12 protein-coding genes are annotated in these 18,061 nt (G+C 32.1%); 5 read left to right on the top strand and 7 right to left on the bottom strand.

Annotated elements, in window-relative coordinates; all coding sequences use genetic code 11:
* Positions 1-19: 19 nt before the first annotated feature.
* Positions 20-415: a hypothetical protein gene (locus BN3657_RS02390; protein ID WP_062551620.1), complete on the top strand. Its 396-nt coding sequence runs from the start codon at positions 20-22 to the stop codon at positions 413-415.
* A gap of 86 nt (positions 416-501) precedes the next feature.
* Positions 502-729 carry a hypothetical protein gene (locus BN3657_RS02385; protein ID WP_062551619.1) on the top strand — a complete coding sequence of 76 codons (228 nt, stop codon included), beginning with the start codon at positions 502-504 and terminating at the stop codon, positions 727-729.
* A gap of 61 nt (positions 730-790) precedes the next feature.
* On the opposite strand, the gene BN3657_RS08650 is transcribed toward BN3657_RS02385, so the two are convergent.
* The 5 genes from BN3657_RS08650 to htpG form a co-directional block, all read right to left on the bottom strand.
* A complete protein-coding gene (locus BN3657_RS08650) occupies positions 791-916 on the bottom strand; it encodes a hypothetical protein (protein ID WP_268258895.1) in 126 nt (41 codons plus the stop codon).
* A gap of 10 nt (positions 917-926) precedes the next feature.
* Complete coding sequence (locus tag BN3657_RS02380; RefSeq protein WP_062551618.1) at positions 927-2,039, bottom strand: sodium ion-translocating decarboxylase subunit beta; 1,113 nt, start codon at positions 2,037-2,039, stop codon at positions 927-929.
* A 128-nt stretch (positions 2,040-2,167) separates the two neighbouring features.
* Positions 2,168-2,998 (bottom strand): nucleotidyl transferase AbiEii/AbiGii toxin family protein, encoded by an 831-nt coding sequence (locus BN3657_RS02375; protein WP_062551617.1) that lies wholly within the window; start codon positions 2,996-2,998, stop codon positions 2,168-2,170.
* Positions 2,991-3,575 (bottom strand): type IV toxin-antitoxin system AbiEi family antitoxin domain-containing protein, encoded by a 585-nt coding sequence (locus BN3657_RS02370; protein WP_230204183.1) that lies wholly within the window; start codon positions 3,573-3,575, stop codon positions 2,991-2,993. Before BN3657_RS02370 ends, BN3657_RS02375 begins: the two co-directional genes overlap by 8 nt.
* 678 nt (positions 3,576-4,253) lie before the next feature.
* Positions 4,254-6,107, bottom strand: coding sequence for a molecular chaperone HtpG (gene htpG, locus BN3657_RS02360; RefSeq protein ID WP_062551614.1), 1,854 nt, complete (start codon positions 6,105-6,107; stop codon positions 4,254-4,256).
* Positions 6,108-6,417: 310 nt separating this feature from the next.
* Between htpG and BN3657_RS02355 the strand changes: the two genes are divergently transcribed.
* Positions 6,418-13,875 (top strand): InlB B-repeat-containing protein, encoded by a 7,458-nt coding sequence (locus BN3657_RS02355; RefSeq protein ID WP_082676816.1) that lies wholly within the window; start codon positions 6,418-6,420, stop codon positions 13,873-13,875.
* A 197-nt stretch (positions 13,876-14,072) separates the two neighbouring features.
* Here the strand turns inward: BN3657_RS02355 and hutG are convergent, their stop codons facing one another.
* A complete protein-coding gene (gene hutG, locus BN3657_RS02350) occupies positions 14,073-15,104 on the bottom strand; it encodes a formimidoylglutamase (protein ID WP_062551613.1) in 1,032 nt (343 codons plus the stop codon).
* 8 nt (positions 15,105-15,112) lie between these two features.
* Positions 15,113-16,066 carry a 2-hydroxyacid dehydrogenase family protein gene (locus BN3657_RS02345; protein ID WP_062551612.1) on the bottom strand — a complete coding sequence of 318 codons (954 nt, stop codon included), beginning with the start codon at positions 16,064-16,066 and terminating at the stop codon, positions 15,113-15,115.
* Positions 16,067-16,264: 198 nt separating this feature from the next.
* On the opposite strand from BN3657_RS02345, the gene BN3657_RS02340 reads away from it, so the two are divergent.
* A complete protein-coding gene (locus BN3657_RS02340) occupies positions 16,265-16,537 on the top strand; it encodes a hypothetical protein (protein ID WP_062551611.1) in 273 nt (90 codons plus the stop codon).
* 105 nt (positions 16,538-16,642) lie between these two features.
* On the top strand, positions 16,643-17,986 hold the full coding sequence (locus tag BN3657_RS02335) for an MATE family efflux transporter (RefSeq protein ID WP_187363611.1): 1,344 nt from the start codon (positions 16,643-16,645) through the stop codon (positions 17,984-17,986).
* Positions 17,987-18,061: the final 75 nt, after the last annotated feature.

Raw genomic sequence — 18,061 nt, 5'->3', positions numbered from 1 at the left:
AATAGGAAGGAGCTATTATTTGAAAAAATATATAAATTTTTTAATATCATTATTCTTATTTCCAATGTTAAATCTAATCTTCATAAAAGTTCTTGGATACATCAATGGGAGAATTCAAGCGACCTTTGACATAAAATATATGATTATCTTAGATATTGTAAAAATTTTAATGATTTTATTTTTGGGTTTTATGCTCGCCTATTATTTTAATTTCTCATGCAAACTATCCAAAAAGACTCTTGGAATATTTTTATTAATTGAAATTTTTATACTTGCAATTTATATAGTCATAAAAAAATATTATTTGCAAGAAAATTTTTACTATCTTTTTGATCTTAATGCTTTGTATTTTATCTTGCTTATAGGAGGAAATACTTTTTTACTTTTACATCAAAATCGTGAATTAAAATCATGAATTATAGTAAAGATTTATACTCTATTATTTAAGGAGTTAGAAATTACTAGTTAAGAAAGATACTATATTTTTATGAGGGAGGATATATGAAATATATATTAAAAACGTGCATATATGTGTTCTTAAACTTCATATTAGTTCTTTTCATTAGACAAGATTTTAGTGGAAATAATGCTGATTTAATTATTTCTATGTATATTTTTATTGTAATTGTTTTTGTTGTTCTTAATGAAAAGTTAAATAAGATTTTAGAAAAACTTGATAATTTAGAAAAATCAAACAGTGATAAAAATGATGAAAGAATTGAAAAATAAATTTAAAAAAAGTGATGTGTAAATAGATTTACCTATCTTGCACATCACTTTTTAATTATATTTATTTTTCTTTAAAAACTTTTAGCATTATTTTTGTAAAGATGTAGAAGAGTATTAGGACTGCGAAAACTCCAGTGAGTCCCCAGACTGCGACTTCTACTCCCTGCATAAATACTGTCATGTCCATTTTATCACCTCTACATAAAGATTGGCACGAGAGCCAAGATCATTGAACCTGCAACTACTGAGCCAAGTTGTCCTGCCACATTGGCTGACATAGCTTGCATAAGGATAAAGTTAGTTGGGTCTTCCTTTGCTGCCATCATTTGAACAACTCTACCAGACATAGGGAAGGCTGAGATGCCAGCAGCTCCTATCATTGGGTTTACCTTGTTCTTTAAAAATAAATTTAAAAACTTTGCAAAGAGAACGCCGCCTGCTGTGTCAAAGATAAAGGCAACAAGTCCCATGGCAAGAATCATAAGTGTGTGGATATTTAAGAAAGCATCGGCAGACATTGTTCCACCAATCGTTATGCCAAGTAAAATTGTAACTAAGTTTGAAAGTTCATTTTGTGCAGAAGTTGAAAGTCTTTCAAGAACTCCGCAGACTCTAATTAAGTTTCCAAACATTAGAGCGCCAATAAGTGCAACAGATATTGGTGCGATAATCCCAGCTATTACTGTTATGACAATTGGGAAGAGAATTTCAACTTTTTTCGGCACGTGGACAGTAGTGTACTTCATTCTAATTTTTCTCTCTTTTTCAGTAGTAAGAAGTTTAATAACTGGTGGTTGAATAATTGGAACGAGAGACATATATGAGTATGCCGCCACAGATATTGGTCCAAGATAATTTGGAGCAAAGACCTTTGCAACATAAATTGATGTAGGGCCATCTGCTGCACCGATTATGCCAATTGAAGCTGCCTCTTGAAGGCTAAACTTTCCTGTTGAAATTGCAAATAACATTGTGGCAAAAATCCCAAATTGTGCTGCTGCTCCAAAGAAGAGCATAAAAGGCGATGCTATAAGTGGTTTAAAATCAATCATAGCACCTACAGCTATGAAGATTAAAACGGGGAAAAGCTCAGTTGTAATCCCAGCCTTATAAAGTATTGTCAAGAAACCTTCTTCGCCAACGGCAGATGATAGTGGAATATTAGAAATAATTGCCCCAAAACCAATGGGAAGAAGAAGTGACGGTTCGTATTGTTTTTCAATAGCAAGATAAATTAAAATGCCGCCAATGACAAACATAATTAAGTGTTTAACTTCGAGATTTAAAATCCCTGATAAAAGTGTTTCCATTTGACCTCCTATAAAATTTTTAACATGAAAAAATATAACATAAAAGACTATAATATTCAATTCTTGTGGAAATCATAATAGTTTACATTTTTATGTGAGCTAAAGGATATTTAATAAAAAAATAAAATCTAAGAATTTATTTTTTGAACGAGTTCTTTTATATTTAATATAACTTCTTCAAAACTAATATTAGAGTAGTTTAATTGAGTTTTTATATAGTTTTTCCACCTGTTTAAAATATTTTCGCTAGTTGCAATTAAATCAATTGTATTTAAAAGCTCATCAACATTGAAGTCGTTGCCCCTATAAGAAAAAGTATTTATGCAGGCATTTTTTAGATTATCAAAATTTATTTCTTCTTTTTTAAGCAAGTAAATAATATAAACATCAAAAAAATCCTTACTTCTACTGTTAAAAACTCCTCGTGAGTAAATAGTTTCCATTTTTTCTGCGAGAATAGTTTCAATATTGTAAGCCTTTAAATTAAAGTTTTCTCCAGTAAAAATACTTTTGTAATTGTAGTTCACTTCTTTTGGCGTTATAGGATCTCCAGTTGCTATGTCGATGTGAATTTTTTCTTTAATATTTTCTAATTTACACATTATTTCAACTCTGTATCCGCCGTAAATATCATCTTCTTTTATGCTATTTAAATCAATAAGCTCAAAAGAAATATCATCAGATTTCTTTAATATTTTTTCAAACTTTTCTCTAAGGATTTCTTCTTCCAAAGAAAAATTTTTTATTGAAAAATCAATATCTCTAGTTGTCCTCTCTTCGAGACCTATAATATTGGACAATAAAAAGCCTCCCTTAAAAATAAAATCAGATGAAAAGTCGCTGTCAGCAATTTGCTTCAGTATTCTTTCCAAAAAATAATAGGTTTGAATGGAATTATAACTTAAGCCTGATTTTTGAGATATTTTTAAACAAAGGGTTCTCAACTTATTTTTATTCATAGATAACCTCGATTATTTCGCTAACTTCTCTTTCAATTTTCATTTTCTTTGCATAAGCATAAAGTTTATTCAAATCTTTATTCTTATCCTTAATGTATTTTTTTATGCTTTTGGAAAAAAGTTCACTGTCTATCTCCTTTCGACTTTTTACAAAATCACAAAAAGTTCGCTCTTTATTATATGCCTTAACATTATTTCCATATTTTGTTTTTACTTTCGTAATTCCAAGCTCATAAATATCTTTACTTACATAATGAACTATTACATTTTTATCAATTCTGTGAGCATTGTAGCCTCTATAAACTGTTACTTCCATCTTTTGGGGAATAAAATCTGTGACGTCGTAAAGGTATAGAGAAGATCTATAAGAAAAAATAGGCACATCATATCTATTTGAAAAAAAATAATATTCATCGTAGTCGCCTTCTTTTGATATGTAAATGCCTCTATCAACTCTAGCTAGTCTTCCATTTTTAACCATTCTATGAAGATAGATAGTAGGTATGTTATTTTTTACAAGTTCTCTATTAGTTATTATCCCATGGTTTTCTTTTATTTTATTTTCAATAATCTCCATATAATTCAAAATATCACCTCAGCTTTTGTTGCTTTTGTACTTACATTTTATCAATTCGTACGCAAGTTTACAACAAAATTTATTTATTATCATAATTGCTAAGAAATCTTTATGTAATAGTATTTAGACGATAAAAAATAGTTTAAAAATTTTAGTGATAAAAAACTTAATGGAAATTAAAAGTTAGGAGCTTATTTTGGAAAAATATATAAATTCTATAATTTCATTATTTTGTTTCCCAATTTTAAACCTAGTTTGCACAAAGGTTTTTGAATACATAAATGGGAGAATTCAAGCAACCTTTGATATAAAATATATGATTATCTTAGATGTTGTAAAAATTTTAATGATTTTATTTTTGGGCTTTATGCTCGCCTATTATTTTAATTTTGCAAGCAAACTACCAAAAAAGACTGCTGTAATATTTTTATTAATTGAAATTTTTATACTCGCAATTTACATATTCACAAAAATATACTATTTACAAGAAAAATTTTTCTACCTTTATGATTTCAGTGCACTGTATTTTTTATTGCTTATAGGAGAAAATATTTTTTTACTTTTTAATAAGAAGTCATAAGTTTTTTAAAACTTACAGACAAATAAAAATCAATAATAAAAGGCTCTTCTCACAAGGAAAAGAGCCTTTTTGTATTTTAAACTTTATAAAATTTTTATTTACATTAACTTTGAAACATTTCTTGCATAGGCAATTGGGTCTTTTATGTCTAGACCTGCAACTAGTCTTGCTCCGTCATATAATAATTCTGTGTAAGTCTTAAATTCTTCAGAAGATTCGTCCATTTCTTTTAATTTCTTAACAGCAGAGTGGTTTGGATTTATTTCTAGAACCTTGTCAGCCTTAAAGCCACCATTATTTGGCATGTGGCTTAAAGTTTTTTCCATTTCAATTGATATTTCACCCTTGCTTGAAAGATAAGCTGCGTCATCTTTTAAGTTTGGATTTTCCCTTATTGATGAAACTTCACCAGATAAAATTTCTTTCATCTTTTTAACATAGTCGCCAAGATTTTTTTCATCCTCTTCTTTTACTTCATCAGTTTCAGAAATTGATTTAAACTTTTTGTCGTCATATTCTTCTAGCATCTTGATGACAAATTCGTCAATTGGATCTGTCAAGGCAAGGACTTCTATGTCCTCATCTATAAAGTGCTTGATTTGTGGTAGGTCCTTAATAGCTTCGATTGAAGATCCATTTGCATAGTAGATGAAGTCTTGATCTGGCTTCATTTCTTTTCTGTATTCATTGAAAGTTGCATCTTCTCTTTTTGTTGTGGCAAAAATAAATAGGTCTTTTAATTTATCTTTGTCCGCACCATAATTTTCATAAGCACCAGATTTTAAACTAACTCCAAAGTTTTTAAAGAATTCTCTGTATTTTTCTCTGTCATTTTTTAAGATTTTTGCAAGTTCGTCAAGGATTTTCTTTTCTATATTTTTCTTAATTAGTTGTAGTTCACGAGTTTTTTGTAGCATTTCACGTGATATGTTTAGAGAAATATCTTCAGAATCCACAACGCCCTTTACAAAACTCAAATAATCTGGAAGAAGGTCTTCGCATTTTTCCATTATGAGAACTCCATTGGAGTAAAGTTCAAGTCCGCCCTTTTTATCTGGGTTTAGGAAGTCAAAGGGTCTTCTTGATGGAATGTATAGAATTGCTTTAAAGGAAATCATACCTTCCACGCTGATGTGAATGTGGGCAAGAGGATCTTCAAAGCCAAAGTGTCTTTGTCTGAAGAAATTGTTGTAATCCTCATCTTTTAATTCGTTTTTATTTTTTCTCCACATAGGAACAGATGAGTTAAGCACATCATCTTCTCTATAGGATTCAAATTTTGGATCTTCTTCTGTTGCATCAGCTGCTGGTCTTTTCTTTTCCACTTCCATTTTAATTGGGTAGGAAATATAGTTGGAGTAGTGGCTCACAAGATCTCTTATCTTGTATTCATCAAGATACTCGTCATAATTTTCTTCTTCAGTGTTTGCCTTTAGGTGAAGAGTTATAATAGTTCCGTGATTTTCTTTTTCGGCATCTTCAATTGAGTAACCATCTGCACCCTTGGATTTCCAAAGATGAGCGACATCTTCCTTATAAGATTTAGTCAAGACAGAAATTTCATCTGCAACCATAAAGGCAGAGTAGAAACCTACACCAAATTGACCAATTATTTCGTGGTCAGCATCTTTTTTATTTAAATTTTTAAAATCAAGAGAGCCAGATTTTGCTATTGTACCTAAATTTTCTACAAGTTCATCTTCAGTCATTCCAAGGCCACCATCTTCAATAGTGATAGTTCTATTTTCCTTGTTTGGAGTAATTCTAATAAAATAATCTTCGTGGTTAAACTTAACATCCTCATTGTTTAGGGCAATGTAATACATCTTGTCCATTGCATCAGATGCGTTGGATATAAGTTCTCTTAGAAATATTTCTTTATTTGTGTAAATGGAATTTATCATTAAATCCATTAATCTTTCAGTTTCAGCATTGTATTTTTTATTTTGCATATAATCACCTTTCTTCGTTAGCACTCGAATTGTGCATCTGCTAATAATATATATCTTTTTATGCCAATAGTCAAATCTTTAATAGAATATTTTTGATTTTTATTTAGCCCAAAATTATTATTAAAATTTTATAAAACATTTTAGAAGTTTTAAACTTTTAGGAAAATTTTATATTTCTCATGAAATACACAAAAAATATTGAAATAATAAACTTACTTTAATATAATAATGTCATAAGATAAATACCAGGAATGAATTTAAAGGACTGGTTATTTTGCATTAATAAATATATATAACTAAGGAGGAAAAAATGAAGAAGAGTAGAAAGAATAAGCTGCAAAGTTTTTTTAAACAAGGAATTTGTGGACTTTTAGCTTTTATGATGCTAATAACAGCCTTTCCTTTACAAGCTCTAGCAGCAGATTTAGATTATGACAAAACAACAATAACTTCTCAGCAGAATTTAAACAAAGAACCTGTGACAATAAAAAAGGCAGAGGGAAAGAGTGCAGAAGATATTGTAAAAAACCCTGACATGCCAAAGCTCTACACCATGCGTGCAGACTATAAATTGCCAAGAAATGATGAAGAAGTCATTGGCTATCAACCCTATATTGCTACTGTTGGTGATGATGAATATACATATACTGACTTAGACGACAATGAGGATCAAAAAGTTTTGACAGAAGAAGAAAAATCTAAGATAGATAAAATAATAGATTTGCCAGGTATTGATGGATATACTTCGCCTACAAAAAGCTTTCATGTAAATTATGACTACATCAAAGAAAATGCAAAAAAGGGAAACTTGGATGTCAATGAATACATTGGAAGACATCCATATCTTTATAAGGCAAAACGCGGAACAATAAAGATAAAACACACTTTCCAAATGTTAGAAAATCGTGATGAATATGGTTTTAGAGATGGAGATAATGAATTTATTTACACAAGTCAAAACGGCCTTACAGGAACTTCTGTCACTATAAAAGCCTTAGACGGAGAACAAATTAAAGGCTATGTTCCTGAAGTAAATGTTCTTACAACTCAAGTTCCACAAAATTCAAATGATTTTGAAATAGAAATGCGTTACAACCGCGCTATTTATGATGTGAATTTTGATTCCAATGGTGGAACTGATTTGCCAGGAATGACTCTCATCTATGGACAAACAATTCCAAAATTAAATTTTGATATTAAAAAGGCAGGTTCAGAGTTACAAGGTTGGAAGGCAGATAAAGATATAAATTATACAGATGTTGATGGCAATAAGAAGACTCTTCCTAAAGATACTCTTATTACCAAAGCAGATTTTGAAGCAGGTGGAAAATTCCAAGACGGCATAAAATATGCCATGCCTGCAGAAAGTCTTACTTTTACTGCAGAATGGACTGAAAATAAGACAGCTGAATATGTTATCCAATTTTGGACTGAAAAACCAGATTATGATGACCAAGATGACACACTAGCTTTGCGTGATCGTTACGACTTTATCGGTGCAAGAAGAGTAGATAATGCCGAAACAGGTTCTACTCCTAACCTTACTGATTTGGATATACATGGAATCACCTTCCCAGACTTAAATGAGGGACGATTAGAAAAGGCTCAAGATGACAAAGAGGAATTCGAAAGATATTACTTCTTAAATGAAGATTTGACTAAGAAGCAAAACGCATCCGAAAAAGATCCTACAGTTCAAAAATCCGTTCTATCAACAGGAGAAACTGTCTATAACGTCTACTACGACCGCAGAGTCTATACCCTTTACTTTACAGCAGCTAATGAAGAGGGATGGGATCCATCGTCTAGCTATTGGCCTACTTTAACAAGAAATGGACAAGTCATAGGAAAAGAAGGATCTCCTTATAAAGTAGAGGCTCGCTTCAACCAAAGCTTAGATAAAATTTGGCCAAAGGATGAGGAAATTTCAAATCTTCCGCCTGCCAGTAGCACACCAGGTGTAGACATGGGTCCAATAGGGTGGACAATTAATGTTAATGAACCAGGAGAACTAATTTTTCGTGACACGCCGCCTTATCGCTTAAGTGCAGAAGATTTTATCGACAGTCAAGATATAGTGGGTACAGGAGAATTTGAGGGAAATGGTCACGGAGATAAAATACCTATAGGAGAAAATCAAACAAAAGATAGGGAAAAATATGAGATTTCTCTGGCAGCGACATCATGGGATGAATCCGTTGTCCACCACATTGATATTATAAAAGACGATTTCGATGGCAATGAACAAATAGATTATGACCTTTCCTATTGGAAGAGCGACACCAATGCATTCTATGCTTTCATTTTACCTAATCTTCAAGGCTTTACCCTTAAAAAAGAGACAAGGGAAGCAGAATGGGTATTGGCTGAACCAACAACTAGTCAGTATAGAACTATTAACGACTTAAATAATGCGAGAAATGATATAACGCCTTTTAGAAGTGACGCCGACAAGATTCAATATATCGATAAATTTCCTTGGGGCACAAAATTCTTTGATGGGAGAAATGCCTACAATTATGCAAACTATTCTCGTAACAAGTATAAATTAAAATTAAATAACGATCCTAAGATAGTAAAAAACGACGGTGAATATGGTGCAGGTAATATTTTAGATGTGCCTTATGAAATGCCACTAAAGGATTTGAAATTAGATACAGGCCATGTGCCTACTAGACCAGCTTGGGTACCAGAGGATTGGAGCTTCTTAGGCTGGGCATTGGATCCCGCCGGCCAAAACTTGGTAAAAGACGGTAATGAAACAAAACTTCATTACGACCAAGTTCTCTATGCCAAGTGGGGTGAACCAGAAACTATTTGGAAGGTAAAATTTGATCCAAATGGTGGAAGTTTAAGAAACTTAAGCACAGAAAATATTACAAATGAATCTAAAAAACTTGAAATAGATGGTGTAAGTCACACTTATCCAGAAAAAGTAGATGGTGAAGCCAACACCTTCAATCTTGTCCACAAGATGACCCTAAAAGAACCTAAAGATGCCAACAACAATATTATTGAGCCAACAAGACCTGGATACAACTTCGCTGGTTGGGAATTTGTAAGATACACAAAAGATGAAAATGGTAATGACACTGAAACTGAAGATACAAGTTATAAAGATTTGTATAAAGTGCCTGAAATGTATCACTTTGGAAATAAAGTTGTATCTAATGTTCATCTTAGAGCAATTTGGAACAAACAAGACCTAATAACAGTTGAATCTATACACCACTTTTTAAATTTGAATTATGAGGAAGAATCTAAAGAAGTACAAAATCTTTATAACAGAAGAGTTGGATCTTATACAACAGGTCTTGCAAGTAGACAGGATGACAAGTACCTCTTAGTTCCACAAGCTGAGTGGGATGCACTTTATAATGCAAATACTGATTATAAAACTTATAAGGATGAAACTAATAGAGATAACTCCTACAACCAAATTCTAAGAGTTGAGCCAGAAAAAGTTCATGACTCTGAAACAGGGGATTTAGTTGGTAATCCTAAGGAAAAGAACAATCGCTTTGAATTTTTCTACAAGCCATTTAAGGAAAGAGTTTACCAAGTAAATTATCTTGATGAAAGAGGTAAAGCAGAAGTTGAAGCCTTTATGGAAAAGGCTAAAGCTGCTTATCAAGCTATAAAAGATAATGAAGGCATGACTTCTGAAGAAAAGAGTGATGCATATAAAGAACTTCTTGCAAGTAATAAAGAAGAATTTGCAAAGATAAAAGAAAAATATGCCGTTATTCCTAGTGAAACAGTGGTAAATGGCAAGCGTCACTATGATGCTAGAAACTACAGAAAAATTCCTGGTTGGGTTCTAAATGACAAGCCACAACAACAATTATTCTTTGACATTTATGAAGACACAGATACTTTTGCTGGCATAAATGAAACTGGACTTGATGAAATTAATTTCTTCTACAAGGACGTAAGAATTATAGAAGTAAAAGACAAGGATGATCCTATTCCAGATGGATATAAGAGAGTTACTTTTATCGCAGAAGATGGTGGAAACTTTAGAGATGACAAAGACAATCCAGTTAAGGAACTTTATTATGATGTAATAGTTGGTCTAAAATCAGATAATCTTCCTGTTCCAGAAAAATTAAAAGATAATGAAACAAAAGAAGAAGGCAAGTATTACATCACAGCAGACAATGGAAAGAAATTTATTAAATGGGACAATGAAAAACTTTTAAATAGCAACACTATTATAGATAGGGACTACACATTTACAGCTTATTTCGATTGGTCAGGTGTAAAGGTAAATGAACTTGTGAGAACAGAATCCTACAAGGATCCTGATGGAAAATGGACAAATGATTTTGTTCCAACAATTAATGAATTAAAAGCTCAAGTTAAGTGGGTTAATAAAGATGGTACTGTAAGTAACTTGCCAGCAGATGCTACAGTAACTCTAGTTGATGACGCTGGAAATCCGCTTACTCAAGATGACATCTATAAAAAAGTAAAAGAAATGAACAAGTCAGACACAGATGAACTTGTAAGGACAGAAATCTTTAAGGCAAAAGTTACTTTTAAGGGAAATCAAGCAGATAAAGAAGTTGACATTCCTGTAAAAATTTATAAAAACCGCTATGAAGCTTTGACAAGTGGTGGGAAACCAGAAATTTTGAGCAAGGCTGAAAATAAAAATGCTGTAGACGGTGGACTGAAAGAAATTCTAGAAGACACTGAATCAAAATCATATGTAAAAGTAACTGTTGCTCCAACTGGTAATTTAAATTCCAAGGACAATAAAGTTTACTATGTAAATCCAAAAGCTTGGGTGGAAATTCCAGAAATTGAACTGACAGATGAGGAAAAAGCTGCTTTAGGTTTTACAAATTGGACAGCAGATAAGAGGGAACAAAATGAAAAGCAAGAAGAAAATGGAATATATGACTTTGCTAAACGTCACAAATTCACTGAAGATACAATAATTTCTCCGGGCTTTTCAAAAGATGTAGTTCCTCAAAATGGAGAAGACAAACCAAAAGTTCCAGATAGCTTTGTTAAAGTCATTGTAAAAACGACAGATAAGGCAACAGATGAAACAGCTTTTGAAAGAACTTTCTGGGTTAATCCGACAAAAGAAGTTACTATTCTATTAGCAAATCCAAGAGGTAAGGAAAATCAAGAAGTTGAAATTGATGGACTTGGAAAGAAAAATGTAAATTATATCTTTAAAGAATGGCAAAAAGTACAAACTGGGGATGCTGATGATAATCTAGCAGATGTAAAACCGCCAGTAAAAATTGACTTAACTAAGAACCAATACACTGACAAGGTAACTATTATTGAAGCAGCTTATAAAAAATCAATTCAAGCTGAAAAAATTGATGATCCACTAAATACAAATAAGTTAGACATACCACAAGATAAAAAAATTACAGATGAAGATTTAATTTCTAAGATTACACCTCAAAAGGGAAAAGAAATTGATTCAATTACAGTAATTGAAAATCCTGACACATCAGAACCAGGATCAAAAAAAGCAAAAGTAATAGTTAAATACAAGGATGGATCAAGTCAAGGAACTAATGATAGTCCAGTTGTAATTCCAGTAGAAGTTCACAAAAAGATAATTCCAGAACTCGTTCCTGGTCAAAAACCAGAAGGAGCTATGGATAATTATGTGAAAGTAGTTTTCAAGGCTGGTGAAGGCGGAACATTAAGTGGCGACACAGTTTATTATGTATCGCCAGAAGTTGAAGTTGATATGAATGAATCAGCTAATAAAATTACAAAGAATCCAAGTATTGGCTACACTTCAAATGGTGGAAATTGGTCGCCAGAAATAAAATCTGAAATGATTACAGATGAAAAGACTTATACTTTTAACTTTGTTAAGTCTGATGACGTAATTGAAAAGAATGATGATCCTAGCCAAGTTATTCCTGATGGTTACGTAACAGTAATTTTTAGATCTGATGAAAATGGTAAGCTTGAAGGAAATGTCACAGAAAAAACTTATTTTGTAAATCCTAAAGCAGGCATTAAGCTTGTTGAATTAGAAGAAGGTCAAACAGCTGGCGATAAAGAACTTGTAGTTCCAAAAACTATTCCTAATGAAGGTTTTGAATTTGCTTATTGGTCTGAATCCTTAGATTTGACTAATTCAATCAAAGGCAATAGAGAATATGTTGCTCACTTTACAAAAGGTCAAGTTACATTGACTTATGATGCAGGTGGTGCGACAGGAACTGTACCTGACCCAGAATCCACAAACATTGGTGGAAGAATAAATCTTTCTTATCCAAGAGGATTAAGTAATGGTAGTAAAAACTTTATAGGTTGGATGATTGATGGAAGATTATACCAAGCAGGAAGTCCATTAACTTTAACAGAAAATAAAATTGCTGTGGCTCAATGGACAGAAGATATTTATCCAGCAGATGAAGATGGAAATAAGACAGAAGATACACCTGAAAATTATGTTAAGGTTACTCTTGTTCCAACAGAAAAGGCCATAGATTCTGCTAATAAGATTTATTATGTAAATCCAGATAAATATCTTAAAATTCCAGCAGAAGATCCTGAGCTAAAAGAAGATTATGCAAAAGAGGGATATAGTTTTTCAAACTGGGATAAACCATTATTTGGAAAGTTTGTTGATGGAACAGTTATAACTGCTAAATACAAAATATCTTCTAGTCCAATTACACCATTAGAACCTGACGCAGGAATTGTAGAAACAAGGGTTGGAATTGAACCTAAGGAAAAGGACTACAAGGACAAAATTACTCCTCCTAAGGGAAAGACAATTGAAAGTGTTGAAATAATTGAAAAACCAGATGTAAGTAAAGAAGGAGTAAGTAGTGCTAAAGTTAATGTAATTTACACTGATGGATCTTCTAGCACAGTTGACGTTACAGTTGTAGTTTATGGAAAGATACCAGAAAAACCTGATTATCCTGATTATCCAGAAATACCAGATTATCCATCTTATCCAGAATATCCAGACAGACCTTATATACCAATGTATCCTGAAGTAAGGTATGAAACTATTATTCAAGAAAAAATTGTTAAGGTTCCAATGCCTATTTCTGATGATAACTACTTCAAAGAAGTAAGGTACATGCAAGGTTTCAAAAAAGAATTTAGACCACATGATGGACTTACTCGTGCTGAAGCTGCACAAATTCTTGCCAATGCATTAGTAGAAGATGGATATAAATATAATCCTGACTACAAACTACCTTACAAAGACATTGGAGAAGCTTGGTACACTAGAGCAGTCAAAATTGTTACAGAAGCCAATGTTTTTGAAGGTTATGATGATGGAAACTTTAAGCCACAAGGTAAAATCACAAGAAATGAATGGATTGCAACTTTAAAGAGATTCCAAGAATTAAAGGATCTTGATGGCAATCACATGAATTTAAAAGATGGTCACTGGGCAAGCAAAGAAATCGAAGCAGCTTACAATGAAGGTTGGTTAAAGATTTATTCTGATGGACTTGCAAAATATGAAGGAGATAAATTTATACCAAGAGAAGAAGTTGCTGCAGTTTCTAACAAGGCTTTCAAGAGAACACTTGACAAGACTTATATTAGAAACAACGAAAAGAGTTTAATAACTTATAAGGATGTCAATAGAGATATGTGGTCTTACGAAGATATTCTTTGTGCAAGTAACACTTTCTTAAACAAGAAAGATTTATATAGGGCACACTGGATCAACGAAGACAATAATACATTTAATATTGATACAAGAGATTTTGAAATTGTAAAGGCAAAATTTCAAAGAAATCCTAGATAAGTAAAAGTGAATAAAGAAAAAGTGGAGGGCGAAAGCCTTCCATTTTTTTATTGGATTTATAAGTTCTATTAAGATAAAAATTTTATAAAAGTTATAGGAAATAAAATAAAACCACAAGAATTTTAGACTTCTTTGTGGTTTTATTGAACTTATATAAAATTTATTTTTCAAAAATTATTGTGATTATAAAATTTAAATTATTGTGGGATATATTTTTTGTTTTCTTTTCCCAAAACGTGTTGTGCCATAGTTGATACAACTGTGTAAACTAAAATTGATGCCAAGTTGGCAGTTACAGAATCGTGGTCAAATCTTGGAGATACTTCTGCAATGTCAAAGCTAACTGGCTTTCCAGTTGAGAATACGTGCTTTAATAGCAAGATTACTTTTTCTGGGTCAACACCAAGAGCTTGTGGTGCAGAAACACCAGGTGCAAAAGAAGATGTGAAGCAGTCCATGCAAATTGTCACATAAAGGTGATCTTGTTCGTGGATATATTCATCAAGTTCGTGGACAATTTCAAAGAAGTTGCCGTTTATTAAATCTTTTCCAAGAACATATTTTACTCCTAAATCTTCAGCTGTTCTAAAAAGTGCAAGAGTGTTGGAGTGTTTTTGAATTCCCATTACATAGTAGGCATATTCAGTTCCCTTTTCTTGTGTGTAATCTGCAATTTGTCTAAACATTGTGCCACTTGTTCCATTTCCCTTTTCATAAGGTCTAAGGTCAAAGTGAGCATCAAAATTTAAAATTCCAAGTTTTTTGTCTTCTTTATCATCAAGGTAAGTTGAAATTCCCTTGTAGTGACCAAAGGCAGTTTCGTGTCCGCCACCTAAGACTAGTGGGAATAAATTTAATTCTAAAACTCTTTTTACAGCCTTTGCTAGTTCGTCTTGGCTTGATTCAAGAGTTGTGAATTTACTTGTGACATTTCCGCAGTCAAAAATCTTTACTTCTTTGGAAAATTGACAAGGAAGTTTTGCAAGTTCCTTTCTAATGGCAGCAGGACCTGCGGCAGCACCAAATCTTCCCTTGTTGAGTTCAATTCCTTGGTCAGATTCAAATCCTATGATGCCAAATCCCAACTTTCCTTCAAAAGGACTTAGACTTTCATCATTTAAATCAAGTGCTTCAACCCATTGATGCCATCTAAAAGATTCATAATCATTTTCGTCGTCAATTCTTCCTGACCATATTCCCATTTCTTGTGGACTGTAATAATTTATCATTTTACACCTCAGTTTACTTTGTTCTTTGGACTTTTTCCATCTTTAAAATCAATTAAATTGTCCCTTGCATTTTCGCCCATCTCAAGTCTTGCTTCAAAAGTTGCATTTCCAAGATGAGGAGCGAGAATTACATTATCAAGGTCTACTAATTTTTTATTTACCCTAGGTTCGTCTTCATAAACATCAAGGGCAGCGCCTGTGATTTTATTTTCTATTAGAGCATCTGCAAGAGCCTCTTCATCAACAATTGGACCTCTTGACGCATTTATTAATATAGCAGATTTTTTCATCATTTCAAGTTCTTTTTTGGAGATCATGTGGTGAAGTTCAGGTACATAGGCAGTGTGAAGACTTAAAAAGTCTGAAGATTTAATTACATCATCTTTTTCCATATATTCAAGGCCAAATTCTTTTTCAAAATCTTCTTTTCTTGTGCGGGAATAATAAATTACCTTCATTTCAAAAGCTTGAGCTCTTTTTGCAAGGTTCTTTCCTATATTTCCAAGACCAATTATGCCAAGAGTCTTGCCCTTTAGTTGACTTCCAAGATAAAAAGTTGGTCTCCAGCCATAAAATTCTCCGGCTCTTGTTACTTTGTCACCAGATACAATTTTTCTTGCAACAGCAAGCATAAGTCCAAAAGCAAGTTCTGCAGTTGATACAGCGGAGGCAGGAGCAGGTGCGTTTGTAACAACAATTCCTTTTTCTCTTGCATAATCAATATCTATATTGTCAAAGCCAGCTCCATAGTTTGCAATTATTTTTAAAGAATTTCCTGCATCAATTATATCCTTGTCAATCTTGTCTGATAGGGGACAGAGAAGGGCGTCTTGTCCCTTAATCATTTCCATAATTTCTTCTTTTGTTAGTGGGACGTTGGAGTCGTGGTATTTTATATCAAAATTTTTATCTAAGTCCTTGTAAATATCTTCTGGGATATTACTTGTAATTAATAATTTCACTAAATCACCTCATTAATTTTATTTTAACACATAGACAAAAAATAGTATAAAAGAAAAAAGCAACAGGAAAACGTATTGACTAAAAAACAAGCAAATGTTATATTAAGCTAAAAGAGAGAAGATGTTTCCAATGTTTATATTATATTAATAAAAGAGATTAGTGTAGACATAGCTTTTATTAATATAAAGGAGATTACGATGGAAAAAATTTATAAAGTATTAAAATATTTTTTATATTTAATTAGTTCGATAGTAATGATGCTATTTGGAAGTCGTGGATTAGGTTTTGATTCTATAATTTATTTTATAAATCATATTACATGGAAAATCACAGGAGATATAAGTCAAAGCGTAAAGTATTTAACTTTTTTTCAAATTGTTGAAAATATAATAAGTCTTATTGGTTTAACTTTATTTATCTATACTATTACAAATATATTATTACTGTTAAGAGAAAAAAATGATATTTAAGAAGTTGGGAATTTTCCTAACTTCTTTTTTATACTTCAAAAATCTTATAATCTCATATATAATAGAAAAGTTAATATTATAATAAAAAAGTTAAGAGGTGATTAAGTGCAAAACAATGAAAATAAATTGGGGACTATGTCAATTCCAAAACTTTTATTTCAAGTTTCCTTTCCCATTGTAATTTCCATGTTTATCCAATCTATGTATAACTTGGTGGACTCCTATTATATTGGAAAGATAAATGAAGAGGCTTTTACAGCTATTTCCATTGCCTTTCCCATACAAAATATAATGATAGGAATTGGAGTGGGAACAGGAGTTGGTATGAGTTCATTAATATCGAGATACTTGGGAGAAAAGAATTTTAAGGGTGCCAATGAGACGGCAGAAAACGGTCTGAGCCTTGCCCTATTATATGGAATTTTTCTTTTAGTCTTATCAAGATTTTTACCAAGACCCTTTTTGTCTGCACAAACTACAGATCAAAATATAATAAATTATGGTGTGGACTATCTACAAATTGTAATGGGTCTTTCCATGGGACTTTTCACCCAAATATTTTTAGAGAGGACTCTTCAATCAACAGGTAGGACAGTTTTCACCATGCTCACACAACTCACTGGAGCAATACTAAATATAATCCTAGATCCAATTTTTATCTTTGGTTATTTTGGACTGCCTGCTATGGGAGTAAAGGGTGCAGCAGTTGCCACAGTAACGGGACAAATTATTGGAGCAATCTTTGGAAGCTTTTTGCAACACAAATTTAATCCAGAAATTACTATTAAGAAGCCATCCCTTAGCCCAAAAATTATAAAGGCAATTTATGTTGTGGGCGTGCCATCCATGATTACAATAACAATTCAGTCCTTTACTATTTATCTTTTAAATAAAATGCTATCAGAAATTTCTACATCTGCCATAGCAGCTCTTGGAGCATATTTCAAGGTTCAGTCCTTTGTCTTTATGCCAATTTTTGGTATAAACAATGGTCTTGTCCCAATAATTGCCTATAACTATGGAGCAAAAAATAAAGACAGGATAAAAAAATCAATTAAACTTGCCTTTACAACAGTAACAGTAATGACTTTAATTGTGTCAGTACTTATTATTTCTTTCCCAAGAGAAATCCTAGGAATTTTCTCTGCTTCAGGAAAGATGCTTGAAATTGGTGTACCAATGCTTAGAATTTGTGCCTTGTCCTATGTATTTGCAGGTATATCAATAGTGGGAACAAGTATTTTTCAAGCCTTTGGCAATGGAATCTTGGCACTACTAGATTCTATCCTAAGACAAATTATTGTCCTTTTGCCAGTAGCCTACATTGCCATTAGGTTTTTTACAGTCAACGAAATCTGGTGGGGATATGTAATTGCAGAATTTGCATCAGTACTTTTTATATCATATTTTATGAATACCTTTGTGAGAAGAAAAATGGAAGCAATTTAAGGCTTAAAAGTGCCTTAAATGTTGAAAAAAAATCCAATATGAGGTATTATGAACTTAATTTAAAAATCCAGGAGG

The organism is Peptoniphilus phoceensis (assembly GCF_001517665.2).
Lineage (GTDB): Bacteria > Bacillota > Clostridia > Tissierellales > Peptoniphilaceae > Peptoniphilus_A > Peptoniphilus_A timonensis.
This window is presented reverse-complemented; position numbering and strand designations above follow the sequence as displayed.